Here is a 24,871-nt window from a genome sequence, read left to right as displayed (position 1 = left end):
TCAGTCTATTCAGAACGGTGATGTATACCAGAAAATCAGCCGTGAAAGCTGCTGACCATGATCAAGATAGCCGCATTTTGCGGGTTTCTGCCCCGCGCGTCACTGACAAACTGCCCCCATGCAGTTGGTCCTCACTGTGATCTCGGCGGGATGTCTGAAAGCAATACCGCAGGCCGTTGAGCCAAAGAGTCCGTTTGCGATGCTTGTTCCGACTCACGCACGGGCATCAGAAACCCCTGTGGATAATGTTGCGCAAAATGCACGTCCGGCGACTTATCCACAAGCTTTTTAAGCCGGTCATTGAACGCCCGGCTAACGGTGTTCTGCGCCCCGGACAGGGTGCGGAACTGCGCAGTAATCGTCACCCCGTCCAGGGTCATGCTGTCGACACCAAAGATGGTCAACGATCCCTGCAAGCTGAGACTCAGCAATGGATCGCCAGTGATCTGATTCCCCGCCTCCCGGATCAGAGCCGTCGCTTTATCCATGTCGGTGTCGTAGGTGAACTGCACTGAAAAAAATGCGTAGGCAAACTGCCGGGAGTGGTTGATCACCGCCTTGATCTGACCAAACGGCACCGAGTGGACAAAGCCTCGCGAGTCCCGCAGGCGCAACGTACGGATGGTCAGCCCCTCGACCGTACCCGCGTGGGAAGAGTCGACCACCACCCAATCGCCGACCGAAATGGTGTCTTCAATGATGATGAACAACCCGGTAATGACATCTTGCACCAACTGTTGAGAGCCAAAGCCGATCGCCAGGCCGATAACCCCGGCCCCCGCCAGGAAGGGAGCTACGTTCACCCCCAGATTGGCCATAGTGGTGATGGTACAGATCACCACCAACACCACTTTGATCGCATTGCGGGCCAACGGCAGGATGGTTTTGATCCGCGTGCTGGGTTCGTGGGTGCCACGCCGGTTGGTCGTGGGCTCCAGTGCTTGTTGAATGGCCGTGTCGAGCACGACCCATGACAGCCAGGTCACCAGGAAAATCAGCAGGATGTGCCCCAGTGAGTCACTGATAACCCTGCCGGTGCTGCTGTCCGATGCAAAGGCCAGCAACGAGAAACCCCAGATTTTCGCCAAGAGCTCAATAAAGCTCACTGCCAGGACAATGCGCAACAAGGCGTAAACCACATTTATAAAGCGATCTTTGTAGGCTCCGGAGCTTCGAATTCTCGTGCGAAATGAATGATGCAGAATCGTACTCAGAAATACCGTGCCGATCAGCAATCCGGATGTCAGCAGCGCATTGCGCAAAGCACGCTCACTGCCCTCACCCACGCCCAGCAAGTTGAGTGCCGTTGCCAGCAGCATCAGCAACAGGGGCCAATACCAGAGCACCGAAAAAATGCGCAATGACTCTTGCAATGCGGGCTGCCCCAGACGCTGGGCCAAGGCCCTGTTACGAAACAGATGAGCGACGGGACGGCGAAGCCGGACTGCCAAAAAGGCCAGAATGGCGCATGCCAGCAACCCTGAAAAAACCGAGAGGCAACTGGTAATGTTGCCGCCAATTTCCTGAGTGATTTGCGGGCTGTTCATGGCATCACTCAGGGCTGCCAAAAAGCCGATGAAAAATAGCGGACGCATGGCGTACTCGCGAATGATCTGGACTGCGATCCGCTTGTGTTCCACCTCAAACATCGTATTCAGTGACAGCACCAGTGCCGAGCAGAACACCCCTGCACTGCTCGCATAGGACAGGCTGAGCGCCAGCGAACGGCCAAGGGTGTCGTTCAGAAAACGACTGACATACAGCGTCAACACTATGCTCAGCAGCGCAGGCACCAGATAAGGCAGCCCGAAACCGATAAACGCTTGTATCCGCTCCCGGCTGTTAATGCGTCGGCTCTTGCCCAGATAAATTGCCAGCCAACGTCCCGCCAGCATTAATCCGATGAACGCGCCTGCCCAGATCAAGGACAACAGGAAAAAGTCCCACACACCGCTCCACGAGGGATGAGTCGATGCCTGGATTACCAGGGCCTCAACCTCTTCTGCAGCCCGCTTGGAGCGCAAACTCCAGGCGCTCAACTGCTCCACGCTGGAGCCCAGCTGGCTCTGTACCTCATCCATACCGGCACCCAGGGCACCCAGCAAGCCGCCATCGACCAGAACCGGCGGCTTACCGTCAGACTCTTCGGCTTTCATGATGGAGGCCAGCGTAGGCGCTGCCTGAACAATACCGTTGCCTGTTAACAACAGGATGAGGAACAAACATGCTGTTTTGAATGTGAGCAAACCCGGAGATCCCCCTGGACAAGTCTGGCGAGCAGATCGCAACCAGCCAAAAATTCAGCTGGCAACTCGACGCGCAGTTCCCGGTACAGCGTAGTCAATACACGGATTAACCCCGCACCTTCGTGCGAAAACTCTCTCATATGCAACTCAAGCGCGCCCTGTCACGGGTCAACCGTGCCCTCCCTTCCAAATGCGCGGCACAAAAAAAGGCCCGTCGCTGTGTCAGCGACGGGCCTTTTTCAGTACTTCAATGCAGCTCGAAAGCTACAAATCAGAACGGAATATCATCATCGAAGCTGTCGAAGTCCGGAGCAGGTTGTGGTGCCTGCTGTTGCGGCGCTGGACGCGACTGCTGCTGAGGCTGCTGTTGCGGCGCAGGGCGTTGAGCCTGCTGACGCGGAGCGGATTGCTGTTGCTGGTAGTTGTTACCACCGCCCTGGTTTTGCTGGTCGCCCTGTGGACGGCCACCCAACAGCTGCATGGTGCCTTGCATGTCGACCACGATTTCGGTGGTGTAACGCTTGATACCGTCTTTTTCCCACTCGCGGGTCTGCAGCTTGCCTTCGATGTAAACCTGCGAACCCTTGCGCAGGTATTCGCCAGCGATTTCGGCAACTTTGCCGAACATCGATACACGGTGCCATTCAGTCTTTTCGACTTTCTGACCGGTCTGCTTGTCAGTCCACTGTTCGCTGGTTGCCAGACTCAGGTTGGTCACGGCATTACCGTTAGGCAAGTAGCGAACTTCGGGATCCTGGCCGCACGTGCCGACCAATATAACTTTGTTAACCCCACGGGCCATAACGTTCTCCTAGGCTTCGCACGTCGGCGCTGGGTTAACCAACTGCTCGAGTGTCGCGCGATCCAATAGTTCGGTGTCCAATTTGATATAAATCGCAGCTTCTTCAGCCACGATCACTGCATCTGTAACGCCAGCAACTGCCTTCAAACGCTCGGTCAGACCTGCTTCGCGGAGCGCCTCAGGCGATAACGGCAAGCGCAGGCTGGTTACATATGGTGGTTCACGCATGGTAACAGCAAAGGCCAACCAGAGTGCAGCCAGACCTGCGCCTCCAAGGAACACAACCGACAAACCGCCATGCTGGAATAACCAGCCGCCGAGTATGCCACCCAGTGCCGAACCCAGGAATTGACTGGTGGAATAGACCCCCATCGCCGTGCCCTTGCCACCCGCCGGTGAAACTTTGCTGATCAGCGAAGGCAATGAAGCCTCAAGCAGGTTGAACGCGGTAAAGAACACTACGGTACCAATCACCAATGCGCGCAAGCTGTCGCCAAACTGCCAGAAGAATAGCTCAGTGAGCATCAACGTCGCGACGGCACCGAGTAAAACTCGTTTCATTTTGCGTTTCTTTTCGCCATAGATAATGAACGGGATCATGGCGAAGAAAGAAATCAGCAAGGCTGTCAGGTACACCCACCAGTGCTGCTCCTTGGGCAGTCCGGCCTTTTCGACCAGAGCCAGCGGCAACGCGATAAAGCTCGACATCAACATGGCGTGCAACACAAAAATGCCGAGATCCAGACGCAGCAGGTCGGGATGGCGCAAGGTTGGCAGCAAAGCCTGCCTGGCCACGCCGGACTCGCGGTGCTGCAAGGTCCCGGTCGAGCGCGGCACCATGAACATGACAATCACGATCCCCAGCAGTGCCATGGCACCTGTCGCCAGAAACAGGCCAGACAGACCAAAGGCACGGGTCAGCAGTGGCCCCACGACCATTGCAACCGCAAATGACAAACCAATGGTCATGCCGATCATGGCCATCGCCTTGGTGCGGTGCTGCTCACGGGTGAGGTCAGACAAAAGCGCCATAACGGCAGCAGAAATTGCACCCGCCCCCTGCAGGATTCGTCCCGCGATAACGCCCCAAATCGAATCTGAGTTAGCCGCCAGCACGCTACCCAAGGCGAAGACAATCAGCCCCAGATAAATGACCGGGCGCCGTCCAATACGGTCGGAAATCACACCAAACGGGATCTGAAAAATGGCTTGGGTCAGGCCATAAGCGCCAATTGCCAGACCTATCAGGGCGGGCGTCGCACCGGCAAGGTCCATCCCATAGGTTGCCAAAACCGGCAACACCATAAACATGCCTAGCATACGGAAGGCGAACACCAGGGCCAGACCGCTTGCCGCTCGGGTCTCGCCGCTACTCATGCGTTCGCTGTGGGGATCGTGCATGGAAAAACCTCATGTGAACCGGCGGCGATTCTATCAGTCCCATCGAGTAACAGCACATACGCGAGAGAGCCGCGACGCTTTGTCACGCAAAAGTTATAAAGGCTGCTTGAATGACATCGTGCCATCAAGGCCTGCACAGCTTTCATACAGATCCGTATACTCATTCGTTTACGTTATGCCCGCCAAGCGAGGCCGCAGTGGACAAGATCCTGATACGTGGGGCACGAACCCACAACCTGAAGAACATCGACCTGACCCTGCCAAGGGACAAACTGATCGTCATCACCGGACTGTCTGGCTCCGGCAAATCATCCCTGGCGTTTGACACTTTGTACGCTGAAGGCCAGCGCCGTTATGTCGAGTCGTTGTCCGCCTATGCGCGGCAGTTCCTTTCCATGATGGAAAAGCCTGACGTCGATACCATCGAAGGTCTGTCGCCAGCGATATCCATCGAGCAAAAATCGACTTCGCACAACCCGCGCTCCACGGTTGGCACCATTACCGAAATTTACGATTACCTGCGCTTGCTGTACGCCCGCGTCGGCATCCCCCGCTGCCCGGATCACGACATCCCCCTTGAAGCCCAGACCGTCAGCCAAATGGTCGATCTGGTGCTGGCGCAGCCTGAAGGCAGCAAACTGATGTTGCTGGCTCCGGTCATTCGCGAGCGCAAGGGTGAACACCTCTCCGTATTCGAAGAGCTGCGGGCCCAGGGCTTCGTGCGGGCTCGCGTCAACGGCAAGCTCTGTGAGCTGGATGAACTGCCCAAACTCGACAAGCAGAAGAAGCACACCATCGACGTGGTGGTCGACCGCTTTAAAGTGCGGGCTGACCTGCAACAGCGCCTGGCCGAATCATTCGAGACCGCGCTGAAGCTGGCCGATGGCATTGCCCTGGTCGCGCCGATGGACGACGAGCCGGGCGAAGAGATGATCTTCTCTGCACGCTTCGCCTGCCCGATCTGCGGCCACGCGATCAGCGAGCTGGAACCCAAGCTGTTCTCCTTCAACAACCCGGCTGGCGCATGCCCGACCTGTGACGGCCTGGGGGTCAAGCAGTTTTTTGACATCAAGCGCCTGGTCAATGGCGAGCTAACCCTGGCAGAGGGCGCGATTCGCGGCTGGGACAGGCGTAACGTTTATTACTTCCAGATGCTGGGAGCGCTGGCCAAGCATTACGACTTCAGCCTTGAAGTACCGTTCAGCGAGCTGGCGGCTGACAAACAAAAAGTCATCCTGTACGGCAGCGGCACGCAGAATGTCGATTTCCGCTATCTGAATGACCGCGGCGACATCGTTAAGCGCGCGCATCCGTTTGAAGGCATCGTGCCGAACCTTGAGCGGCGCTACCGTGAAACTGAATCGGCCACCGTGCGCGAAGAGCTGGCCAAGTTCCTTAGCACCCAGGCATGCCCGGACTGCCGCGGTACCCGTCTGCGCCGCGAAGCCCGTCATGTGTGGGTCGGCGAAAAAACCCTCCCGGCCGTGACCAATATGCCTATTGGCGACGCGACCGAGTACTTCAGCACCCTGAGCCTGACCGGGCGTCGCGGCGAAATTGCCGACAAGATTCTCAAGGAAATCCGCGAGCGTCTGCAGTTTCTGGTGAATGTGGGGCTCGACTATCTGTCACTGGATCGCAGTGCCGATACGTTGTCTGGCGGTGAAGCCCAGCGTATTCGTCTGGCCAGCCAGATTGGCGCAGGACTGGTCGGGGTGCTGTACATCCTCGATGAGCCCTCCATTGGCCTGCATCAGCGCGATAACGACCGATTGCTGGGCACCCTCAAGCATCTGCGCGATATCGGCAACACGGTGATTGTGGTGGAGCACGACGAGGATGCAATTCGTCTGGCGGACTACGTAGTGGACATTGGCCCGGGCGCGGGCGTGCATGGCGGGCATATCGTCGCGCAGGGCACACCGGCCGAGGTCATGGCGCACCCTGACTCGCTGACTGGCAAGTACTTGTCGGGCCGGGTGAAGATCGCCGTGCCGGCCAAACGCACCCCACGCGACAAGAAGCTGACGCTGTCGCTCAAGGGCGCTCGCGGCAACAACTTACGCAACGTGGACCTGGAAATTCCTATAGGCCTGCTGACCTGCGTGACCGGGGTTTCGGGCTCGGGCAAGTCGACACTGATCAACAACACGCTCTACCCGCTCAGCGCCACGGCACTCAACGGCGCAACCACGCTGGAAGCCGCGGCTCACGACAGCATCAAAGGCCTGGAGCATCTGGACAAGGTCGTAGACATCGACCAGAGCCCGATTGGCCGCACACCACGCTCCAACCCTGCGACCTATACCGGACTGTTCACGCCGATACGCGAGTTGTTCTCCGGCGTACCGGAATCCCGCTCGCGGGGCTATGGTCCAGGGCGTTTTTCCTTCAACGTGAAAGGTGGGCGCTGCGAGGCCTGTCAGGGTGATGGCTTGATCAAGGTAGAAATGCACTTTCTGCCTGACATCTACGTGCCTTGCGATGTGTGCAAGAGCAAGCGATATAACCGTGAGACCCTTGAAATCAAATACAAGGGCAAGAGCATTCACGAAGTGCTGGAGATGACCATTGAGGAAGCACGCGTGTTCTTCGATGCAGTGCCAGCCCTGGCGCGTAAGCTGCAGACGCTGATGGATGTAGGCCTGTCATACATCAAGCTGGGGCAGTCCGCCACAACGCTGTCAGGCGGCGAGGCACAACGGGTGAAACTGTCCCGCGAGCTGTCCAAGCGCGATACCGGCAAAACGCTGTATATCCTCGATGAACCTACTACAGGTTTGCACTTTGCCGATATTCAGCAGTTGTTGGATGTGTTGCATCGTCTACGCGATCACGGCAATACCGTGGTGGTGATCGAGCACAACCTGGATGTGATCAAGACTGCTGACTGGCTGGTTGACCTGGGACCTGAAGGCGGTTCCAAGGGTGGTCAGATCATCGCAACCGGCACTCCGGAAGAAGTAGCCGAGATGTCGCAATCTCATACGGGCTTCTATCTGAAACCGTTGTTGATTCGCGACAAAGCTTAAATCGCAGTAAGAAAAAGCCCCTGCCATCGTGAGATAGCAGGGGCTTTTTATTGAGGCTTACGCCGATCAGAACTGCGATTGCAGGTAGTTCTGCAGACCTATCGTCTTGATCAGGCCCAGCTGTTTTTCCAGCCAGTAGGTGTGATCTTCTTCGGTGTCTGCCAACTGAATGCGCAACATGTCACGGCTTACGTAGTCCTTGTGCTGCTCACACAGTGCAATACCTTTGCACAGCGCAGCGCGGACCTTGTACTCAAGGCGCAGGTCAGCCGCGAACATATCCGGCACGGTGGTGCCCACATCCAGATCATCCGGGCGCATGCGCGGAGTACCTTCAAGCATCAGAATCCGGCGCATCAACGCATCAGCGTGTTGTGCCTCTTCTTCCATTTCGTGGTTGATGCGCTCGTAGAGCTTGGTAAATCCCCAGTCCTCGTACATGCGGGAATGGACAAAGTATTGATCACGTGCAGCCAGCTCGCCGGTGAGCAACGTGTTGAGGTAATCGATTACGTCCGGGTGCCCTTGCATCGCCGCACATCTCCCTGCTTGAAAGCCTGTAGTTTGAACCAAGCTGACTGAGAGGTCACGACTCAATCGCTATAAAATCCTGTATTTGTAGAGAAAACAGACCTAAATAACGCAAAAACCGCCCTATTGAGGGCGGTTCTGCTTCTCACTTAGACTTACTTAGCCTTTACGCCCAGCGCTTTGGCGACACCGTCACCGTAAGCCTGATCGGCATTGTAGAAATGTTGCAACTGACGCTCCACGACGTCGGCCGAAACCCCGTCCATTGCCCCTGCGATGTTATTGATGAGCAGGGCTTTCTGCTCGTCATTCATCAGGCGGAACAATGCACCCGCGTGACTGTAGTAATCGCTGTCAACGCGATGATCGTAACGATCCGCCGCACCACTCAGGGCCAAAGGCGGCTCGGCGAACTGCGGCGCTTGTTTTGGCGCATCAGCGTAGCTGTTGGGCTCGTAGTTCGGCGCAGCACCACCATTATTGCCAAAAGCCATTGAGCCATCACGCTGATAGTTATGCACAGGCACCCGTGGTGCGTTGATCGGCAGGTGCTGATGGTTGGTGCCTACACGGTAGCGATGGGCATCGGCATAAGCGAACACACGGCCTTGGAGCATACGATCCGGAGACAAGCCGACACCTGGGACCATGTTGCTGGGACCAAACGCAGCTTGCTCGACTTCTGCGAAGTAGTTGAGCGGATTACGGTTCAACTCAAGTTCACCGATTTCAATCAATGGAAACTCTTTCTGCGACCAGGTTTTGGTCACGTCGAACGGATTTTCGTAGTGTGCGGCGGCTTGCGCTTCGGTCATGATTTGCATGCAGACACGCCATTTCGGGAAATCACCGCGCTCAATGGCACCAAACAAATCCCGCTGTGCGTAGTCCGGGTCAGTACCTGCAAGTCGTGCAGCCTCGGCAGGCGGCAGGTTTTTGATACCTTGCTTGGTCTTGTAGTGCCATTTGACCCAGTGACGCTCACCCGCTGCATTGATCAGGCTGTAGGTATGACTGCCAAACCCGTGCATGTGACGGTAGCCATCGGGAATGCCACGATCAGAGAACAGGATGGTGACCTGGTGCAGCGACTCCGGCGAGTGCGACCAGAAATCCCACATCATCTGCGCGCTTTTCAGGTTGCTTTGCGGCAGACGCTTTTGGGTGTGGATAAAATCAGGAAACTTAAGTGGATCACGAATGAAGAACACGGGGGTGTTGTTACCCACGATGTCCCAGTTACCTTCCTCGGTGTAGAACTTAAGCGCAAAGCCGCGAGGATCGCGTTCGGTATCGGCCGAGCCACGTTCGCCACCTACGGTTGAAAAACGCAGAAAAGTGGGCGTTTGCTTGCCGATGGTGTCGAACAGCTTGGCACTGCTGTACTGAGCCATGTCACGGGTCAGTGTGAAGGTGCCGTGTGCACCTGAACCCTTGGCGTGCACACGACGCTCCGGAATGTTTTCCCGGTTGAAGTGAGCGAGCTTCTCGATCAGATGAAAATCGTCGAGTAGCAAAGGGCCGCGAGGGCCAGCAGAACGAGAATTCTGGTTATCAGCAACTGGAGCGCCGCTGGCGGTTGTAAGCGTTTTGGTCTGGCTCATGTGTTTGCTTCCTCAGTCAGTCTTTGTGCTGCCGGCTAATCGGCTGAGGAGGAGTATTGACCATGATCTACTCACGGGCAAATGCATTAAATGATCAGAATCAATAGAGAATACTAATCTAACAGGCACAAAAAACCGGGCACTAGGCCCGGTTCTTTGTAGAGACTGACGTCTTACTCAGCGGATACAGCTTCACCGCCAACTGGACGATCAACCAACTCGACGTACGCCATAGGCGCGTTGTCGCCAGCGCGGAAACCGCACTTCAGGATGCGCAGGTAGCCACCCTCACGAGTTGCATAACGCTTGCCCAGATCGTTGAACAGCTTACCAACGATGGCTTTCGAACGCGTACGGTCGAAGGCCAGACGGCGGTTAGCCAGACAATCATTCTTGGCCAGAGTAATCAGCGGCTCAGCAACGCGACGCAATTCTTTGGCTTTCGGCAGAGTCGTTTTGATCAGCTCGTGCTCAAACAACGACACTGCCATGTTTTGAAACATAGCCTTGCGGTGGGAGCTAGTGCGGCTCAGGTGACGACCACTTTTACGATGACGCATGGTTCATTCCTTACCAAACACAACGTTCGGTGATTACGACGATCAGGCAGTCGCCTTGTCGTCCTTCTTAAGACTTGCAGGCGGCCAGTTGTCGAGGCGCATGCCGAGGGACAGACCACGGGAGGCCAGAACGTCCTTGATTTCAGTCAAGGATTTCTTGCCCAGGTTCGGAGTCTTCAACAGTTCTACTTCGGTGCGCTGAATCAGGTCACCGATGTAGTAAATGTTCTCCGCCTTAAGGCAGTTGGCCGAACGCACGGTCAGTTCCAGATCGTCAACCGGACGAAGCAGGATCGGATCGATCTCGTCTTCCTGTTCGATTACCACTGGTTCGCTGTCACCTTTGAGGTCGACGAATGCAGCCAACTGCTGTTGCAGGATGGTTGCAGCACGACGAATGGCCTCTTCAGGATCCAGTGTACCGTTGGTTTCCAGATCAATAACCAGCTTGTCCAGGTTAGTACGCTGCTCGACACGGGCGTTTTCCACCACGTATGCGATACGGCGAACCGGGCTGAACGAAGAGTCAAGCTGCAAGCGACCAATGCTGCGGCTTTCATCTTCATCGCTCTGACGCGAGTCTGCTGGTTCATAACCACGACCACGAGCTACGGTGAGCTTCATGTTCAAGGCGCCGTTAGACGCCAGGTTGGCGATTACGTGATCGGGATTAACGATCTCGACATCATGATCCAGCTGAATATCGGCAGCGGTAACCACCCCCGAACCCTTCTTCGACAAGGTCAGCGTAACTTCGTCACGGCCGTGCAGCTTGATAGCCAGACCTTTAAGGTTCAACAGGATTTCAATTACGTCTTCCTGTACACCTTCGATGGCGCTGTACTCGTGGAGCACACCGTCAATCTCGGCCTCGACTACTGCACAGCCTGGCATTGAGGACAACAGGATGCGGCGCAGCGCGTTGCCCAGGGTGTGGCCAAAACCACGCTCGAGAGGCTCGAGAGTGATTTTAGCGCGGGTTGGACTGACAACTTGCACATCAATATGGCGAGGTGTCAGGAACTCATTTACCGAAATCTGCATGGATGCACCTATTTTCTAGCCCTTACTTGGAGTAGAGCTCGACAATCAGGCTTTCGTTGATGTCGGCGGACAGATCACTGCGAGCAGGAACGTTCTTGAAAACGCCCGACTTCTTCTCAGTGTCTACTTCTACCCATTCTACGCGGCCACGTTGGGCACACAGATCGAGAGCTTGGACAATGCGAAGCTGGTTCTTTGCTTTCTCGCGGATAGCGACCACGTCACCAGCACGAACCTGGTAGGACGGAACGTTTACGGTCTGACCGTTAACGCTGATCGACTTGTGCGATACCAACTGACGAGATTCGGCACGAGTAGAACCGAAACCCATACGGTATACGACGTTATCCAGGCGGCATTCGAGCAGTTGCAGCAGGTTTTCACCGGTTGCACCTTTCTTGCCAGCAGCTTGTTTGTAGTAGCCGCTGAACTGACGCTCGAGAACGCCGTAGATACGACGGACCTTCTGCTTTTCACGCAGTTGGGTACCGTAGTCGGATTGGCGACCGCGGCGTTGGCCGTGGATGCCTGGAGCAGCTTCAATATTGCACTTCGATTCGATAGCGCGCACACCACTCTTCAGGAAGAGATCGGTGCCTTCACGACGTGCCAGTTTGCATTTTGGACCAATGTAACGAGCCATTCTTTACAGTCTCCTGGATTACACGCGGCGCTTCTTCGGCGGACGGCACCCGTTGTGCGGGATAGGCGTCACGTCGGTGATGCTGGCGATCTTATAGCCACAGCCGTTCAAAGCACGGACAGCGGACTCACGACCTGGACCTGGGCCCTTAACGTTAACGTCAAGGTTTTTCAGGCCATATTCCAGCGCAGCTTGACCAGCACGTTCAGCAGCTACTTGAGCAGCGAACGGGGTGGACTTGCGAGAACCGCGGAAACCCGAACCACCGGAGGTAGCCCAAGAAAGCGCGTTACCCTGACGGTCGGTGATGGTCACGATGGTGTTGTTGAAAGACGCGTGGATGTGGGCGATGCCATCAACCACTGTCTTTTTAATTTTCTTACGAGGACGAGCAGCAGGTTTTGCCATGACTAAATTCCTGTCGATTCGCTGGTGCGATTACTTGCGGATCGGCTTACGCGGACCTTTGCGAGTACGCGCGTTGGTCTTGGTACGCTGACCGCGTACTGGAAGACCACGACGATGGCGCAGACCGCGGTAGCAGCCCAAGTCCATCAAGCGTTTGATTTTCATGTTGACTTCACGACGCAGGTCACCTTCAGTGGTGAACTTCGCCACTTCGCCACGCAGCAACTCAATCTGCTCGTCGCTCAGATCCTTGATCTTAGCGGCTGGGTTTACACCAGCATCCGCACAGATTTTCTGTGAGGTAGTGCGACCAACACCATAGATGTAGGTCAGCGAGATAACAGTGTGCTTGTTATCTGGAATGTTAACGCCTGCAATACGGGCCATTCAGTGGGACTCCAATTGACAGCTACCTACGCCCCGGAAGCCAAGAAATAGGGCGCGAGATAATATCGCTGTAATAACAAATAATCAACCCAGCAGCGCACTAGCTGCTGGGCTTCAAACAGATCACACTCAGCCTTGGCGCTGTTTGTGACGTGGTTCCGCGCTGCAAATTACCCGAACAACACCTTCGCGGCGAATAATCTTGCAGTTACGGCACAGCTTTTTCACCGATGCACGAACTTTCATCACCAACTCCTCTCACCTTACGGGGTAGTACTTCAGCGGAGCATGCCGCTGCCGTAGCCCTTCAGGTTGGCTTTCTTCATCAGGGATTCGTACTGGTGCGAAACGAGGTGCGATTGTACTTGGGACATGAAGTCCATAACAACCACGACCACGATCAGCAACGAGGTCCCGCCAAGGTAGAACGGAACGTTTGCCGCAACCACCAGGAACTGGGGCAACAGGCACACGGCCGTCATATAAAGAGCACCGAACAGAGTCAAACGAGTCAAAACGCCATCAATATAGCGTGCCGACTGCTCGCCTGGACGGATACCCGGAATAAAGGCACCGGACTTCTTCAGGTTTTCCGCTACGTCTTTCGGATTGAACATCAACGCCGTATAGAAGAAGCAGAAGAAAATAATCCCTGCACTAAACAGCAGAATATTCAACGGCTGACCAGGAGCGATCGACTGCGAGATGTCCTGCAACCAGCCCATACCTTCAGACTGACCGAACCAGGCACCCAGCGAAGCCGGGAACAGCAAAATGCTGCTCGCAAAAATAGCCGGAATAACACCAGCCATATTCACTTTCAGCGGTAGGTGGCTAGTCTGCGCAGCAAAAACCTTACGGCCCTGCTGACGCTTGGCGTAATGAACAGCAATACGACGCTGACCACGCTCAATGAACACCACGAAACCGATAATCGCTACTGCCAGCAAACCGATAGCAACCAAAGCGAAAATATTGATATCGCCCTGACGCGCAGACTCGAAAGACTGCCCTATTGCTCTCGGAAGACCGGCGACGATACCCGAAAAAATCAACATCGAGATACCGTTGCCAACACCACGCTCAGTAATCTGCTCACCCAGCCACATCATGAACATTGCACCCGCCACAAAAGTGGTTATTGCAACGAAATGGAAGCCTAGGTCACCAGTGAACGCTACGCCCTGCCCCGCCAAGCCAATGGACATGCCAATAGCCTGGACGAGAGCAAGAACGACAGTGAGGTAGCGGGTGTACTGGCTTATCTTGCGACGACCAGCTTCACCTTCCTTCTTCAACTGCTCCAGTTGCGGGCTGACAGCGGACATAAGCTGCATGATGATCGATGCCGAAATGTACGGCATGATCCCCAGCGCAAAAATACTCATCCGCTCCAGCGCGCCGCCGGAAAACATGTTGAACAAGCTAAGTATGGTCCCCTCATTCTGTCGAAACAGGTCCGCCAGCCGGTCCGGGTTGATACCAGGAACTGGGATGTGTGCGCCTATTCGGTAGACGATAATCGCCAGGAATAGAAAACGCAGTCGAGCCCAGAGCTCGGATAACCCGCCTTTGCTGAGCGCTGAGAGAGCACCTTGCTTAGCCATTTATTCCTCGAACTTGCCGCCAGCTGCTTCGATAGCCGAACGCGCACCTTTGGTGGCGCCGATTCCCTTGCCGATTGTGACAGCGCGAGTAACTTCACCGGACAGCATGATTTTCACACGCAGCACGTTGACGTTGATCACGTTGGCATCTTTCAGGGTCTGCACAGTAACGATGTCGCCTTCCACTTTAGCCAGCTCGGACAAACGCACTTCTGCGCGATCCATGGCTTTCAGGGAAACGAAACCGAACTTAGGCAGACGGCGATGCAGCGGCTGTTGACCGCCTTCAAAGCCTGGAGCAATTGTGCCACCGGAACGGGAGGACTGACCTTTGTGACCACGGCCACCAGTCTTGCCCAAACCGCTACCGATACCACGGCCCGGACGATGCTTTTCGCGACGGGAACCCGGCGCTGGACTCAGATCATTGAGTTTCATCGATTAACCCTCTACACGCAGCATGTAGTAAGCCTTGTTGATCATCCCGCGATTCTCGGGAGTATCAAGTACTTCTACAGTGTGACCGATGCGACGCAGACCCAGACCCTTAATGCACAGTTTGTGATTAGGGATACGGCCGGTCATGCTTTTGATCAGCGTTACTTTAACGGTAGCCATGATCAGAAGATCTCCTTGACGCTTTTGCCACGCTTGGCGGCAATAGATTCAGGAGACTGCATAGCTTTCAAACCTTTAAAAGTGGCGTGAACCACGTTTACCGGGTTAGTCGAGCCGTAGCACTTGGCCAGTACGTTCTGAACACCAGCAACTTCGAGGACAGCACGCATAGCGCCGCCAGCGATGATACCGGTACCTTCAGAAGCAGGCTGCATGTAAACCTTGGAAGCGCCGTGGGCGGATTTCATGGCGTACTGCAGAGTGGTGCCGTTCAGGTCCACTTGAATCATGTTGCGGCGAGCAGCTTCCATTGCCTTCTGGATCGCAGCAGGCACTTCACGTGACTTGCCACGGCCGAAGCCAACGCGCCCTTTACCATCACCAACCACGGTCAACGCGGTGAAAGTGAAGATACGGCCGCCTTTAACGGTTTTGGCTACGCGGTTAACTTGAACCAGCTTCTCAATGTAGCCTTCGTCGCGCTTTTGGTCGTTATTTGACATAACTTAGAACTCCAGCCCAGCTTCACGAGCAGCCTCAGCCAGCGCTTTCACGCGGCCGTGGTACTTGAAGCCAGAGCGGTCGAAAGCCACCTGCGAGACGCCAGCGGCTTTTGCACGCGTAGCGACCAGCTGGCCAACCTTTGTGGCCGCGTCGATGTTGCCAGTGGCAGCATCACGCAGTTCTTTGTCCAAAGTCGAGGCGCTTGCCAGGACTTTGCTGCCGTCGGCCGAGATGACCTGGGCGTATATATGCTGAGACGAGCGGAACACGCAGAGACGCACGACTTCTAGTTCGTGCATTTTCAGACGTGCTTTGCGAGCGCGACGCAGTCGAGTAACTTTTTTGTCGGTCATTTGCTATGCCCTACTTCTTCTTGGCTTCTTTACGACGGACGACTTCGTCCGCGTAACGTACACCCTTGCCTTTATAAGGCTCTGGCGGACGGAAACCGCGGATCTCAGCGGCCACCTGACCTACCAGCTGCTTATCAATACCCCGGATCAGGATATCGGTTTGGCTAGGAGTCTCAGCGGTGATGCCTTCCGGCAATTCGTAATCCACTGGGTGCGAGAAGCCAAGAGCCAGGTTCAGCACTGTGCCTTTTGCTTGCGCTTTGTAACCAACACCGACCAGCTGGAGCTTACGCTCGAAGCCTTGGCTTACGCCTTGGACCATGTTGTTTACCAACGCACGAGTGGTACCAGCCATTGCGCGAGTTTGTTGATCGCCATTGCGAGCAGCGAAACGCAGCTCACCAGCTTCTTCAACAATCTCAACGGACGAATGGATGTTCAGTTCTAGAGTGCCCTTGGCACCCTTCACCGAAAGCTGTTGGCCGGCGAATTTTACTTCGACACCAGCTGGCAGCTTAACGGGGTTCTTAGCGACGCGTGACATGCTTATCCCCCCTTAGAACACAGTGCAAAGAACTTCGCCGCCGACACCGGCAGCGCGCGCAGCACGATCCGTCATCACACCTTTGCTGGTGGAGACGATAGACACACCTAGACCGCCACGAACTTTCGGCAGATCTTCGGAGGACTTGTACTGACGCAGGCCTGGACGGCTAACGCGCTTAACTTCTTCGATAACCGAACGGCCTTCGAAGTATTTCAGCTCGATAGACAGCAGTGGTTTGATTTCGCTGCTGATCTGATAATCCGCGATGTAACCTTCGTCTTTAAGAACTTTGGCTACAGCTACCTTCAACGTGGAAGATGGCATGCTTACGACGGACTTTTCAGCCATCTGGGCATTACGGATTCGAGTTAGCATGTCCGCTAACGGGTCCTGCATACTCATGGGCTAGACGCTCCTGATACAAAAAGAATTAGCCTTGCGGCTACAACTGTCGCCGAGTGACTCAATGCTTAAAAAGCACGGGCTCAGGCGAGCCGGTCATTCTAGACACACGCCAGAAATGAATCAAGCCCCAATAGGGGCTTGATTCATATTCAAGGTCACCGGCTGTCAGGATCTTACGACCCTGACAGGGGTAACTTTGCCTGTACGCCTTACCAGCTGGCTTTAACCAGACCTGGTACGTCACCGCGCATTGCTGCTTCACGCAATTTGTTACGGCCAAGGCCGAACTTGCGGTAAACACCATGCGGACGACCAGTGAGGCGGCAGCGGTTACGCATGCGCGCAGCGCTTGCGTCACGTGGCTGCTTCTGCAGAGCAACTTGAGCTTCCCAACGTGCTTCTGGACTTGCGTTCAGATCAACGATGATAGCTTTCAGCTCAGCACGCTTCTTGGCGAACTTGGCAACCGTAAGCTGACGTTTCAGCTCGCGGTTTTTCATGCTCATCTTAGCCATGGTCCTACTCCAATCAGTTGCGGAACGGGAATTTGAATGCACGCAGCAATGCGCGACCTTCATCATCCGTTCGAGCAGTGGTGGTCAGGGTAATGTCCAGACCGCGGAGGGCATCGATTTTGTCGTAGTCGATTTCCGGGAAGATGATCTGCTCTTTAACGCCCATGCTGTAGTTACCACGACCATCGAAGGACTTGGCATTCAGGCCGCGGAAGTCGCGAACCCGAGGCAGGGAGATCGACAGCAGACGATCCAGGAATTCATACATACGCTCACGGCGCAGAGTAACCTTAACGCCGATCGGCCAGCCTTCGCGAACTTTAAAGCCTGCGATGGACTTGCGAGCGTAGGTCACTACACATTTTTGACCCGTGATTTTTTCCAAATCAGCTACAGCGTGCTCGATGATTTTCTTATCACCGATCGCTTCGCCCAAACCCATGTTCAGGGTGATTTTGGTAACGCGCGGAACTTCCATCACGTTCGAAAGCTTAAGTTCTTCCTTAAGTTTCGGTGCGATTTCCTTCCGGTAAATCTCTTTTAGTCGTGCCATGGTCTCATCTACCTAGCAGTGTTCAAGCATCAACCGCTTTTTGGGTCGACTTGAAGACACGAATTTTTTTGCCGTCTTCTACTTTAAAACCAACGCGATCTGCTTTGCTGGTTTCGCTGTTGAAGATGGCCACGTTAGAAGCGTCCAGTGGAGCTTCTTTCTCGACGATACCGCCTTGTACGCCCGACATCGGGTTAGGCTTGGTATGACGCTTAACCAGGTTCAGACCGCCAATAACCAGACGGTTGTTAGCGAGAACCTTAAGCACCTTACCGCGCTTACCTTTGTCTTTGCCGGCGATCACGATGATCTCGTCGTCACGACGAATCTTTTGCATGTCGGATCTCCTTACAGCACTTCTGGGGCGAGCGAGACGATCTTCATGAACTTCTCAGTACGAAGTTCACGGGTCACTGGCCCAAAGATACGGGTGCCGATCGGCTCTTGCTTGTTGTTCAGAAGAACAGCAGCGTTGCCATCAAAGCGGATAATGGAGCCATCAGCACGACGTACGCCGTGACGAGTGCGGACTACAACAGCAGTCATCACTTGGCCTTTTTTCACTTTACCGCGAGGAATTGCTTCCTTCACGGTAACTTTGATGATGTCACCGATACCAGCGTAACGACGATGGGAGCCACCCAGCACCTTGATGCACATAACGCGGCGTGCGCCGCTGTTATCGGCCACATCGAGCATGGATTGAGTCTGAATCATATAATTTCTCCGACCCCTAGTCCTTAGACTTCCACAGCGCGTTCGAGAACATCAACCAGTGCCCAAGACTTGGTCTTGGCCATCGGACGAGTTTCACGAATAGTGACTTTGTCGCCGATGTGGCACTGATTGGTTTCGTCGTGCGCGTGCAGCTTAGTCGAACGCTTAACGTATTTACCGTAGATCGGGTGCTTAACGCGACGCTCGATCAAAACGGTGATGGTTTTGTCCATCTTGTCGCTGACAACACGGCCAGTCAGCGTACGGACAGTCTTTTCGGCTTCAGCCATGATTACTTACCTGCCTGCTGTTTGAGCACAGTCTTCACGCGAGCGATGTCACGCTTAACTTGCGAGAGCAGATGCGACTGCCCCAACTGGCCAGTTGCTTTCTGCATACGCAGATTGAACTGGTCGCGCAGCAAGCCGAGCAGTTGCTCGTTCAGCTGCTGTGCGGATTTTTCACGAAGTTCATTCGCTTTCATCACATCACCGTCCGTTTAACAAAGGAGGTGGCGAGCGGCAGCTTTGCAGCAGCCAGGGCGAAAGCCTCACGCGCCAGCTCTTCAGTAACACCCTCGATTTCATACAGGACTTTGCCTGGCTGAATCTGGGCAACCCAATATTCCACGTTACCCTTACCTTTACCCATACGAACTTCGAGGGGCTTTTTGGAAATAGGCTTGTCCGGGAATACACGGATCCAGATCTTACCGCCACGCTTAACGTGACGGGTCAGTGCACGACGCGCTGATTCGATCTGACGAGCGGTGAGACGACCACGAGCAACAGACTTCAGCGCATATTCGCCGAAGCTGACTTTGCTACCGCGCAATGCCAAGCCACGGTTGTGGCCAGTCATTTGCTTGCGGAACTTCGTACGCTTAGGTTGTAACATTTGGCGTACCCCTTACTTAGCAGCTTTTTTACGAGGCGCTGGTGCTTGTGGCTTCAGCTCTTCTTGGCGACCACCAATTACTTCGCCTTTGAAGATCCAAACCTTTACACCGATCACACCGTAAGTGGTGTGAGCTTCGTAGTTGGCATAGTCGATGTCGGCACGCAGGGTGTGCAATGGCACACGACCTTCGCGATACCATTCAGTACGTGCGATTTCAGCACCGCCGAGACGACCGCTCACTTGGATTTTGATGCCTTTGGCACCAATGCGCATAGCGTTCTGTACAGCGCGTTTCATCGCGCGACGGAACATTACACGACGCTCCAGCTGCTGAGCTACGCTCTGCGCAACCAGCATACCGTCGAGTTCCGGCTTGCGGATCTCTTCGATATTGATGTGCACAGGCACACCCATTTGCTTGGTCAGGTCCTGACGCAGTTTCTCAACATCTTCACCTTTCTTCCCGATAACGATACCTGGACGAGCGGTGTGGATGGTGATACGTGCAGTTTGGGCCGGACGATGGATATCGATACGGCTTACGGACGCGCTTTTTAGTTTGTCTTGGAGGTATTCACGCACCTTCAGATCAGCGAACAAGTAGTCCGCATAAGTCCGGCCGTCTGCGTACCAGACGGAGGTGTGCTCCTTGACGATTCCCAGGCGAATGCCAATGGGATGTACTTTCTGACCCATCTCTTCGACTCCGTTACTTGTCAGCAACCTTGACAGTGATATGGCAAGACCGCTTGACGATGCGATCAGCGCGGCCTTTGGCACGCGGCATGATGCGCTTCAGCGAACGCCCTTCGTTGACGAAAACGGTGGCGACTTTAAGGTCGTCAACGTCTGCGCCTTCGTTATGCTCGGCGTTGGCTACGGCCGACTCCAGCACTTTCTTGATGATCTCGGCGGCTTTCTTGTTGCTGAAAGCCAACAGGTTGAGCGCTTCGCCCACCTTCTTCCCGCGGATCTGGTCGGCGACCAAGCGGGCTTTCTGGGCGGAGATTCGAGCGCCCGACAACTTAGCGGCTACTTCCATCGTTCCTTACCCCTTAACGCTTGGCTTTCTTGTCTGCCACGTGCCCACGATAAGTGCGGGTACCGGCAAACTCGCCTAGTTTATGGCCAACCATGTCTTCGTTCACAAGAACTGGGACATGAAGACGACCGTTATGCACAGCGATGGTCAAACCGACCATTTGTGGCAGGATCATCGAACGACGCGACCAGGTTTTCACCGGTTTGCGATCGTTCTTTTCCGCCGCCACTTCGATCTTCTTCAGTAGGTGAAGATCAATAAAAGGACCTTTTTTCAGAGAACGTGGCACTGTCGTATCCCTCTATTTACTTGCGACGACGGACGATCATTTTGTCGGTACGCTTATTACCACGAGTCTTCGCGCCCTTAGTCGGGAAGCCCCATGGCGATACCGGATGACGACCACCAGAGGTACGACCTTCACCACCACCATGTGGGTGGTCAACCGGGTTCATGGCAACACCACGAACGGTTGGGCGAACGCCACGCCAGCGTTTGGCACCAGCTTTACCCAGCGAACGCAGGCTGTGCTCGGAGTTCGAGACTTCGCCAAGCGTTGCACGGCATTCAGCCAATACTTTACGCATTTCACCGGAACGCAGACGCAGGGTCACGTAGACACCATCACGAGCGACCAGCTGAGCCGAAGCACCAGCGGAACGAGCGATTTGTGCGCCTTTGCCCGGCTTCAATTCGATGCCGTGTACGGTGCTACCAACTGGAATGCTGCGCAGTTGCAACTGGTTGCCTGGCTTGATCGGAGCCAAAGCACCCGAAATCAGCTGGTCGCCAGCGCTCACGCCTTTAGGGGCGATGATGTAACGGCGTTCGCCGTCTGCGTACAACATAAGAGCAATGTGAGCAGTACGGTTTGGATCGTATTCGATACGCTCAACAGTGGCTGGAATGCCATCTTTGTCGTTGCGACGGAAGTCGACCAAACGATAATGCTGCTTATGACCACCACCGATGTGACGCGTGGTAATACGGCCATTGTTGTTACGACCACCAGTCTTCGATTTCTTCTCGAGCAGCGGTGCGTGAGGAGCGCCTTTATGCAGCTCCTGGTTGACCACCTTGACCACATGACGGCGGCCAGGGGAAGTCGGTTTGCATTTAACGATTGCCATGATGCACCCCTTCCTTACTCAGCACTGCTGCTGAAATCGAGATCTTGGCCTGGCTGAAGGGAGATTACTGCCTTCTTCCAGTCATTACGCTTGCCCACGCCGCGAGCGGTGCGCTTGCTCTTACCCAGAACATTCAGGGTAGTAACACGCTCAACTTTCACGCTGAACAGGCTTTCGACGGCCTTCTTGATTTCCAGCTTGGTTGCATCAGTAGCAACCTTGAAAACGAACTGGCCTTTCTTGTCTGCCAGAACCGTAGCCTTCTCGGAAACGTGCGGGCCAAGCAGAACTTTAAATACGCGTTCCTGGTTCATCCCAGCAGCTCCTCGAATTTCTTCACGGCCGACACGGTGATCAACACCTTGTCGTATGCGATCAGACTAACTGGGTCGGAACCTTGCACGTCACGTACATCAACGTGTGGCAGGTTACGAGCAGCCAGGTACAGGTTCTGATCAACAACTTCAGACACGATCAGGACGTCTGTCAGACCCATGCCATTCAGTTTGTTCAGCAGATCTTTGGTTTTCGGCGCTTCAACTGCGAAGTCCTGAACCACGATCAGACGATCAGTACGAACCAGTTCAGCAAGGATGGAACGCATTGCTGCGCGATACATCTTCTTGTTGAGCTTCTGAGAGTGATCTTGTGGACGAGCTGCGAAAGTAGTACCACCGCCACGCCAGATTGGGCTACGGATAGTACCGGCACGAGCACGGCCAGTACCTTTCTGACGCCAAGGGCGCTTACCGCCACCACGAACGTCGGAACGGGTCTTTTGCTGCTTGCTACCTTGACGACCGCCAGCCATGTAGGCTACGACTGCCTGGTGAACCAGCGTCTCGTTGAACTCGCCGCCAAACGTCAGTTCGGAAACTTCGATCGCTTGAGCATCATTTACATTTAATTGCATGTCAGCTTCCCCTTAACCGCGAGCCTTGGCCGCCGGACGTACAACCAGGTTGCCGCCAGTAGCGCCAGGAACAGCACCCTTGACCAACAACAGATTGCGTTCAGCGTCGACGCGCACTACTTCGAGGGACTGCACGGTCACGCGCTCAGCGCCCATATGACCGGACATTTTTTTGCCCTTGAATACACGACCAGGAGTCTGGCACTGGCCAATAGAGCCCGGGACGCGGTGGGAAACGGAGTTACCGTGAGTGTTATCTTGGCCACGGAAATTCCAACGCTTGATCGTACCCTGGAAGCCTTTACCTTTGGACTGACCGGTCACATCGACCATCTGACCTGCGGTGAAGATTTCAGCGTTGATCAGATCGCCTGCTTGGTACTCGCCTTCTTCAAGACGGAATTCCATTACGGTACGACCAGCTGCAACGTTTGCTTTAGCGAAGTGACCCGCTTGAGCAGCAGTTACACGCGAAGCGCGACGCTCGCCGACAGTGACTTGCACTGCACGATAGCCATCGGTTTCTTCAGTTTTGAACTGGGTGACGCGATTCGGCTCGATCTCAATGACCGTAACCGGAATGGAGACACCTTCTTCGGTGAAAATACGGGTCATACCGCATTTACGACCGACTACACCAATAGTCATGTTGTAAACCTCATGAGTGTACGGGGCTTTCACCCGCTATGGCCGCCCATTTCAGAGCGTTACACGACTAAGACCCAAGTCTTAGCCGAGGCTGATCTGCACTTCCACACCGGCCGCAAGATCAAGCTTCATAAGTGCATCAACGGTTTTATCCGTTGGCTGGACGATGTCCAGAACGCGCTTATGAGTACGGATCTCATACTGGTCACGCGCGTCTTTGTTGACGTGCGGGGAGACCAGAACGGTGAACCGCTCTTTACGGGTAGGCAGTGGAATTGGACCACGCACTTGAGCACCAGTACGTTTCGCGGTTTCCACGATTTCCTGGGTTGATTGGTCGATCAGGCGATGGTCAAAAGCCTTCAACCTGATACGGATTTGCTGATTTTGCATTGGATTTCAGACTCCGATTGCTATTCCCACCGAGCGCAATACGCCCGTTTAAAGGAGGCGCAATTCTATAGATGGCCCAACTGGGTGTCAACTCAATAAAAAAAGCCCCCGCTGAGCGGGGGCTTTTTCAGGCAATCAAAGCTTAAGCAATGATTTTGGCTACTACGCCAGCGCCGACGGTACGACCGCCTTCACGGATTGCGAAACGCAGACCGTCTTCCATTGCGATGGTTTTGATCAGGGTGACAACCATTTTGATGTTGTCGCCTGGCATTACCATTTCAACGCCTTCCGGCAGTTCGCAGTTACCGGTCACGTCAGTGGTCCGGAAGTAGAACTGTGGACGGTAGCCTTTGAAGAACGGAGTGTGACGGCCGCCTTCTTCTTTGCTCAACACGTACACTTCAGCTTCGAAGGTAGTGTGCGGCTTAACCGAACCCGGCTTAACCAGAACCTGGCCACGCTCTACGTCGTCACGCTTGGTGCCGCGCAGCAGCACGCCGCAGTTCTCGCCAGCACGACCTTCGTCAAGCAGCTTACGGAACATTTCAACGCCGGTGCAGGTGGTAACAGTAGTGTCACGCAGACCAACGATTTCCAGCGGATCTTGAACGCGAACGATACCGCGCTCGATACGACCAGTTACAACAGTACCGCGACCAGAGATCGAGAATACGTCTTCGATTGGCATCAGGAACGGCTTGTCGATAACACGAACTGGGTCCGGAATGTAAGTATCCAGAGTTTCAACCAGCTTACGAACGGCAGTGGTGCCCATTTCGTTGTCGTCTTTGCCTTCCAGAGCCATACGAGCAGAACCGATGATGATCGGAGTGTCGTCGCCTGGGAAGTCGTAAGTGCTCAGCAGATCGCGCACTTCCATCTCAACCAGTTCCAGCAGCTCAGCGTCGTCTACCAGGTCAGCCTTGTTCAGGAAAACCACGATGTACGGAACGCCAACCTGACGGGACAGCAGGATGTGCTCACGGGTTTGTGGCATCGGACCATCAGCGGCCGAACAAACCAGGATAGCGCCGTCCATCTGAGCAGCACCGGTGATCATGTTCTTCACATAGTCAGCGTGACCTGGGCAGTCAACGTGAGCGTAGTGACGGATCAGCGAGTTGTATTCAACGTGCGCAGTGTTGATGGTGATACCACGAGCTTTTTCTTCTGGCGCGCTGTCGATTTTATCGAAGTCAACGATTGCCGAACCGAAAATCTCGGAGCAAACACGAGTCAGAGCTGCAGTCAGCGTGGTTTTACCATGGTCAACGTGACCGATAGTGCCAACGTTGACGTGCGGTAGGGAACGATCAAATTTTTCTTTAGCCACGACAATTAACTCCTTGCCTAAAGGACTGAACT

Annotated in this window: 35 protein-coding genes; 1 reads left to right on the top strand and 34 read right to left on the bottom strand. The window is 54.8% G+C overall.

Going from position 1 to position 24,871, the window contains the following annotated elements; all coding sequences use genetic code 11:
* Nucleotides 1-131: 131 nt before the first annotated feature.
* The 3 genes from VSQ83_RS02060 to VSQ83_RS02050 form a co-directional block, all read right to left on the bottom strand.
* Entirely contained in the window at nt 132-2,246 is a 2,115-nt protein-coding gene (locus tag VSQ83_RS02060; protein ID WP_326398565.1) for a mechanosensitive ion channel family protein, read from the bottom strand.
* Nucleotides 2,247-2,517: 271 nt separating this feature from the next.
* Nucleotides 2,518-3,048 (bottom strand): single-stranded DNA-binding protein, encoded by a 531-nt coding sequence (locus VSQ83_RS02055; protein WP_046810341.1) that lies wholly within the window; start codon nt 3,046-3,048, stop codon nt 2,518-2,520.
* A 9-nt stretch (nt 3,049-3,057) separates the two neighbouring features.
* Nucleotides 3,058-4,449 (bottom strand): MFS transporter, encoded by a 1,392-nt coding sequence (locus VSQ83_RS02050; RefSeq protein WP_019824342.1) that lies wholly within the window; start codon nt 4,447-4,449, stop codon nt 3,058-3,060.
* Nucleotides 4,450-4,646: 197 nt separating this feature from the next.
* Here VSQ83_RS02050 and uvrA point away from each other — a divergent pair, with 197 nt between their 5' ends.
* Nucleotides 4,647-7,481: an excinuclease ABC subunit UvrA gene (gene uvrA / locus VSQ83_RS02045; protein WP_326398566.1), complete on the top strand. Its 2,835-nt coding sequence runs from the start codon at nt 4,647-4,649 to the stop codon at nt 7,479-7,481.
* 66 nt (nt 7,482-7,547) lie between these two features.
* Here uvrA and bfr read toward each other — a convergent pair whose 3' ends face one another.
* The 31 genes from bfr to tuf form a co-directional block, all read right to left on the bottom strand.
* Nucleotides 7,548-8,012 (bottom strand): bacterioferritin, encoded by a 465-nt coding sequence (bfr, locus tag VSQ83_RS02040; protein WP_133077078.1) that lies wholly within the window; start codon nt 8,010-8,012, stop codon nt 7,548-7,550.
* A gap of 155 nt (nt 8,013-8,167) precedes the next feature.
* Nucleotides 8,168-9,616: a catalase gene (locus VSQ83_RS02035; protein ID WP_133077079.1), complete on the bottom strand. Its 1,449-nt coding sequence runs from the start codon at nt 9,614-9,616 to the stop codon at nt 8,168-8,170.
* Nucleotides 9,617-9,789: 173 nt separating this feature from the next.
* Entirely contained in the window at nt 9,790-10,176 is a 387-nt protein-coding gene (gene rplQ / locus VSQ83_RS02030; RefSeq protein WP_003444357.1) for a 50S ribosomal protein L17, read from the bottom strand.
* 42 nt (nt 10,177-10,218) lie between these two features.
* Nucleotides 10,219-11,220 (bottom strand): DNA-directed RNA polymerase subunit alpha, encoded by a 1,002-nt coding sequence (locus VSQ83_RS02025; RefSeq protein ID WP_003176403.1) that lies wholly within the window; start codon nt 11,218-11,220, stop codon nt 10,219-10,221.
* Nucleotides 11,221-11,242: 22 nt separating this feature from the next.
* Nucleotides 11,243-11,863, bottom strand: a complete 621-nt coding sequence (gene rpsD, locus VSQ83_RS02020) for a 30S ribosomal protein S4 (protein WP_003444359.1) — start codon at nt 11,861-11,863, stop codon at nt 11,243-11,245.
* Nucleotides 11,864-11,881: 18 nt separating this feature from the next.
* On the bottom strand, nt 11,882-12,271 hold the full coding sequence (gene rpsK / locus VSQ83_RS02015; protein ID WP_007924177.1) for a 30S ribosomal protein S11: 390 nt from the start codon (nt 12,269-12,271) through the stop codon (nt 11,882-11,884).
* Nucleotides 12,272-12,301: 30 nt separating this feature from the next.
* Nucleotides 12,302-12,658, bottom strand: coding sequence for a 30S ribosomal protein S13 (gene rpsM / locus VSQ83_RS02010; RefSeq protein WP_016779184.1), 357 nt, complete (start codon nt 12,656-12,658; stop codon nt 12,302-12,304).
* A gap of 129 nt (nt 12,659-12,787) precedes the next feature.
* Nucleotides 12,788-12,904 (bottom strand): 50S ribosomal protein L36, encoded by a 117-nt coding sequence (gene rpmJ / locus VSQ83_RS02005; protein WP_002555468.1) that lies wholly within the window; start codon nt 12,902-12,904, stop codon nt 12,788-12,790.
* 32 nt (nt 12,905-12,936) lie between these two features.
* A complete protein-coding gene (secY, locus tag VSQ83_RS02000; protein WP_019409908.1) occupies nt 12,937-14,265 on the bottom strand; it encodes a preprotein translocase subunit SecY in 1,329 nt (442 codons plus the stop codon).
* Nucleotides 14,266-14,703, bottom strand: coding sequence for a 50S ribosomal protein L15 (gene rplO / locus VSQ83_RS01995; protein ID WP_003444362.1), 438 nt, complete (start codon nt 14,701-14,703; stop codon nt 14,266-14,268).
* A 3-nt stretch (nt 14,704-14,706) separates the two neighbouring features.
* Entirely contained in the window at nt 14,707-14,883 is a 177-nt protein-coding gene (gene rpmD, locus VSQ83_RS01990; RefSeq protein ID WP_003444363.1) for a 50S ribosomal protein L30, read from the bottom strand.
* A 2-nt stretch (nt 14,884-14,885) separates the two neighbouring features.
* Nucleotides 14,886-15,386, bottom strand: coding sequence for a 30S ribosomal protein S5 (gene rpsE / locus VSQ83_RS01985; RefSeq protein ID WP_003186035.1), 501 nt, complete (start codon nt 15,384-15,386; stop codon nt 14,886-14,888).
* A 3-nt stretch (nt 15,387-15,389) separates the two neighbouring features.
* Nucleotides 15,390-15,740, bottom strand: a complete 351-nt coding sequence (gene rplR, locus VSQ83_RS01980) for a 50S ribosomal protein L18 (protein WP_003444364.1) — start codon at nt 15,738-15,740, stop codon at nt 15,390-15,392.
* 10 nt (nt 15,741-15,750) lie between these two features.
* Entirely contained in the window at nt 15,751-16,284 is a 534-nt protein-coding gene (rplF, locus tag VSQ83_RS01975) for a 50S ribosomal protein L6 (protein WP_003444365.1), read from the bottom strand.
* Nucleotides 16,285-16,296: 12 nt separating this feature from the next.
* Nucleotides 16,297-16,689, bottom strand: coding sequence for a 30S ribosomal protein S8 (gene rpsH / locus VSQ83_RS01970; protein ID WP_003444366.1), 393 nt, complete (start codon nt 16,687-16,689; stop codon nt 16,297-16,299).
* A gap of 212 nt (nt 16,690-16,901) precedes the next feature.
* Nucleotides 16,902-17,207 carry a 30S ribosomal protein S14 gene (rpsN, locus tag VSQ83_RS01965; protein WP_019409906.1) on the bottom strand — a complete coding sequence of 102 codons (306 nt, stop codon included), beginning with the start codon at nt 17,205-17,207 and terminating at the stop codon, nt 16,902-16,904.
* A 13-nt stretch (nt 17,208-17,220) separates the two neighbouring features.
* The gene (gene rplE, locus VSQ83_RS01960; RefSeq protein WP_003444368.1) at nt 17,221-17,760 is read right to left on the bottom strand and encodes a 50S ribosomal protein L5; all 540 of its coding nucleotides are present in this window, start codon (nt 17,758-17,760) and stop codon (nt 17,221-17,223) included.
* A 22-nt stretch (nt 17,761-17,782) separates the two neighbouring features.
* Nucleotides 17,783-18,097, bottom strand: a complete 315-nt coding sequence (rplX, locus tag VSQ83_RS01955; RefSeq protein ID WP_133077080.1) for a 50S ribosomal protein L24 — start codon at nt 18,095-18,097, stop codon at nt 17,783-17,785.
* Nucleotides 18,098-18,108: 11 nt separating this feature from the next.
* Nucleotides 18,109-18,477, bottom strand: a complete 369-nt coding sequence (rplN, locus tag VSQ83_RS01950) for a 50S ribosomal protein L14 (protein ID WP_002555479.1) — start codon at nt 18,475-18,477, stop codon at nt 18,109-18,111.
* 23 nt (nt 18,478-18,500) lie between these two features.
* The gene (gene rpsQ / locus VSQ83_RS01945) at nt 18,501-18,767 is read right to left on the bottom strand and encodes a 30S ribosomal protein S17 (RefSeq protein ID WP_003194644.1); all 267 of its coding nucleotides are present in this window, start codon (nt 18,765-18,767) and stop codon (nt 18,501-18,503) included.
* Between the two features lie 2 nt (nt 18,768-18,769).
* Nucleotides 18,770-18,961 (bottom strand): 50S ribosomal protein L29, encoded by a 192-nt coding sequence (gene rpmC / locus VSQ83_RS01940; RefSeq protein WP_003444371.1) that lies wholly within the window; start codon nt 18,959-18,961, stop codon nt 18,770-18,772.
* Nucleotides 18,961-19,374: a 50S ribosomal protein L16 gene (gene rplP, locus VSQ83_RS01935; RefSeq protein ID WP_016779178.1), complete on the bottom strand. Its 414-nt coding sequence runs from the start codon at nt 19,372-19,374 to the stop codon at nt 18,961-18,963. The genes rpmC and rplP overlap by 1 nt, the downstream gene beginning before the upstream one ends.
* 12 nt (nt 19,375-19,386) lie before the next feature.
* Nucleotides 19,387-20,073, bottom strand: coding sequence for a 30S ribosomal protein S3 (gene rpsC, locus VSQ83_RS01930; protein WP_003176422.1), 687 nt, complete (start codon nt 20,071-20,073; stop codon nt 19,387-19,389).
* Nucleotides 20,074-20,086: 13 nt separating this feature from the next.
* Nucleotides 20,087-20,419, bottom strand: coding sequence for a 50S ribosomal protein L22 (gene rplV / locus VSQ83_RS01925; protein WP_003444373.1), 333 nt, complete (start codon nt 20,417-20,419; stop codon nt 20,087-20,089).
* 13 nt (nt 20,420-20,432) lie between these two features.
* Complete coding sequence (gene rpsS / locus VSQ83_RS01920) at nt 20,433-20,708, bottom strand: 30S ribosomal protein S19 (RefSeq protein ID WP_003232420.1); 276 nt, start codon at nt 20,706-20,708, stop codon at nt 20,433-20,435.
* A 16-nt stretch (nt 20,709-20,724) separates the two neighbouring features.
* Nucleotides 20,725-21,549, bottom strand: coding sequence for a 50S ribosomal protein L2 (gene rplB / locus VSQ83_RS01915; RefSeq protein ID WP_019824364.1), 825 nt, complete (start codon nt 21,547-21,549; stop codon nt 20,725-20,727).
* 14 nt (nt 21,550-21,563) lie between these two features.
* Nucleotides 21,564-21,863 (bottom strand): 50S ribosomal protein L23, encoded by a 300-nt coding sequence (gene rplW, locus VSQ83_RS01910; protein ID WP_003444375.1) that lies wholly within the window; start codon nt 21,861-21,863, stop codon nt 21,564-21,566.
* Nucleotides 21,860-22,462: a 50S ribosomal protein L4 gene (rplD, locus tag VSQ83_RS01905; RefSeq protein WP_003444376.1), complete on the bottom strand. Its 603-nt coding sequence runs from the start codon at nt 22,460-22,462 to the stop codon at nt 21,860-21,862. Before rplD ends, rplW begins: the two co-directional genes overlap by 4 nt.
* 12 nt (nt 22,463-22,474) lie before the next feature.
* On the bottom strand, nt 22,475-23,110 hold the full coding sequence (gene rplC / locus VSQ83_RS01900; protein ID WP_003444377.1) for a 50S ribosomal protein L3: 636 nt from the start codon (nt 23,108-23,110) through the stop codon (nt 22,475-22,477).
* An 81-nt stretch (nt 23,111-23,191) separates the two neighbouring features.
* A complete protein-coding gene (rpsJ, locus tag VSQ83_RS01895; protein WP_003186070.1) occupies nt 23,192-23,503 on the bottom strand; it encodes a 30S ribosomal protein S10 in 312 nt (103 codons plus the stop codon).
* A 142-nt stretch (nt 23,504-23,645) separates the two neighbouring features.
* On the bottom strand, nt 23,646-24,839 hold the full coding sequence (gene tuf, locus VSQ83_RS01890; RefSeq protein WP_003444379.1) for an elongation factor Tu: 1,194 nt from the start codon (nt 24,837-24,839) through the stop codon (nt 23,646-23,648).
* Nucleotides 24,840-24,871: the final 32 nt, after the last annotated feature.

Origin of the sequence: Pseudomonas sp. DSV-1, assembly GCF_035830915.1 — a bacterium.
Taxonomy (GTDB): Bacteria; Pseudomonadota; Gammaproteobacteria; order Pseudomonadales; family Pseudomonadaceae; genus Aquipseudomonas.
The sequence above is the reverse complement of the archived record's forward strand: the minus strand, read 5'-3'. Positions and strand labels throughout refer to the sequence as shown.

Coding starts and splice junctions, on each gene's coding strand:
- VSQ83_RS02055 (WP_046810341.1), bottom strand. CDS start 3,048: ATGGCCCGTGGGGTTAACAAAGTTATATTGGTCGGCACGTGCGGCCAG.
- VSQ83_RS02050 (WP_019824342.1), bottom strand. CDS start 4,449: ATGCACGATCCCCACAGCGAACGCATGAGTAGCGGCGAGACCCGAGCG.
- bfr (WP_133077078.1), bottom strand. CDS start 8,012: ATGCAAGGGCACCCGGACGTAATCGATTACCTCAACACGTTGCTCACC.
- VSQ83_RS02035 (WP_133077079.1), bottom strand. CDS start 9,616: ATGAGCCAGACCAAAACGCTTACAACCGCCAGCGGCGCTCCAGTTGCT.
- rplQ (WP_003444357.1), bottom strand. CDS start 10,176: ATGCGTCATCGTAAAAGTGGTCGTCACCTGAGCCGCACTAGCTCCCAC.
- VSQ83_RS02025 (WP_003176403.1), bottom strand. CDS start 11,220: ATGCAGATTTCGGTAAATGAGTTCCTGACACCTCGCCATATTGATGTG.
- rpsD (WP_003444359.1), bottom strand. CDS start 11,863: ATGGCTCGTTACATTGGTCCAAAATGCAAACTGGCACGTCGTGAAGGC.
- rpsK (WP_007924177.1), bottom strand. CDS start 12,271: ATGGCAAAACCTGCTGCTCGTCCTCGTAAGAAAATTAAAAAGACAGTG.
- rpsM (WP_016779184.1), bottom strand. CDS start 12,658: ATGGCCCGTATTGCAGGCGTTAACATTCCAGATAACAAGCACACTGTT.
- rpmJ (WP_002555468.1), bottom strand. CDS start 12,904: ATGAAAGTTCGTGCATCGGTGAAAAAGCTGTGCCGTAACTGCAAGATT.
- secY (WP_019409908.1), bottom strand. CDS start 14,265: ATGGCTAAGCAAGGTGCTCTCTCAGCGCTCAGCAAAGGCGGGTTATCC.
- rplO (WP_003444362.1), bottom strand. CDS start 14,703: ATGAAACTCAATGATCTGAGTCCAGCGCCGGGTTCCCGTCGCGAAAAG.
- rpmD (WP_003444363.1), bottom strand. CDS start 14,883: ATGGCTACCGTTAAAGTAACGCTGATCAAAAGCATGACCGGCCGTATC.
- rpsE (WP_003186035.1), bottom strand. CDS start 15,386: ATGTCAAATAACGACCAAAAGCGCGACGAAGGCTACATTGAGAAGCTG.
- rplR (WP_003444364.1), bottom strand. CDS start 15,740: ATGACCGACAAAAAAGTTACTCGACTGCGTCGCGCTCGCAAAGCACGT.
- rplF (WP_003444365.1), bottom strand. CDS start 16,284: ATGTCACGCGTCGCTAAGAACCCCGTTAAGCTGCCAGCTGGTGTCGAA.
- rpsH (WP_003444366.1), bottom strand. CDS start 16,689: ATGAGTATGCAGGACCCGTTAGCGGACATGCTAACTCGAATCCGTAAT.
- rpsN (WP_019409906.1), bottom strand. CDS start 17,207: ATGGCTAAGATGAGCATGAAAAACCGCGAGCTGAAACGTCAGCTTACG.
- rplE (WP_003444368.1), bottom strand. CDS start 17,760: ATGGCACGACTAAAAGAGATTTACCGGAAGGAAATCGCACCGAAACTT.
- rplX (WP_133077080.1), bottom strand. CDS start 18,097: ATGCAAAAGATTCGTCGTGACGACGAGATCATCGTGATCGCCGGCAAA.
- rplN (WP_002555479.1), bottom strand. CDS start 18,477: ATGATTCAGACTCAATCCATGCTCGATGTGGCCGATAACAGCGGCGCA.
- rpsQ (WP_003194644.1), bottom strand. CDS start 18,767: ATGGCTGAAGCCGAAAAGACTGTCCGTACGCTGACTGGCCGTGTTGTC.
- rpmC (WP_003444371.1), bottom strand. CDS start 18,961: ATGAAAGCGAATGAACTTCGTGAAAAATCCGCACAGCAGCTGAACGAG.
- rplP (WP_016779178.1), bottom strand. CDS start 19,374: ATGTTACAACCTAAGCGTACGAAGTTCCGCAAGCAAATGACTGGCCAC.
- rpsC (WP_003176422.1), bottom strand. CDS start 20,073: ATGGGTCAGAAAGTACATCCCATTGGCATTCGCCTGGGAATCGTCAAG.
- rplV (WP_003444373.1), bottom strand. CDS start 20,419: ATGGAAGTAGCCGCTAAGTTGTCGGGCGCTCGAATCTCCGCCCAGAAA.
- rplB (WP_019824364.1), bottom strand. CDS start 21,549: ATGGCAATCGTTAAATGCAAACCGACTTCCCCTGGCCGCCGTCATGTG.
- rplW (WP_003444375.1), bottom strand. CDS start 21,863: ATGAACCAGGAACGCGTATTTAAAGTTCTGCTTGGCCCGCACGTTTCC.
- rplD (WP_003444376.1), bottom strand. CDS start 22,462: ATGCAATTAAATGTAAATGATGCTCAAGCGATCGAAGTTTCCGAACTG.
- rplC (WP_003444377.1), bottom strand. CDS start 23,110: ATGACTATTGGTGTAGTCGGTCGTAAATGCGGTATGACCCGTATTTTC.
- rpsJ (WP_003186070.1), bottom strand. CDS start 23,503: ATGCAAAATCAGCAAATCCGTATCAGGTTGAAGGCTTTTGACCATCGC.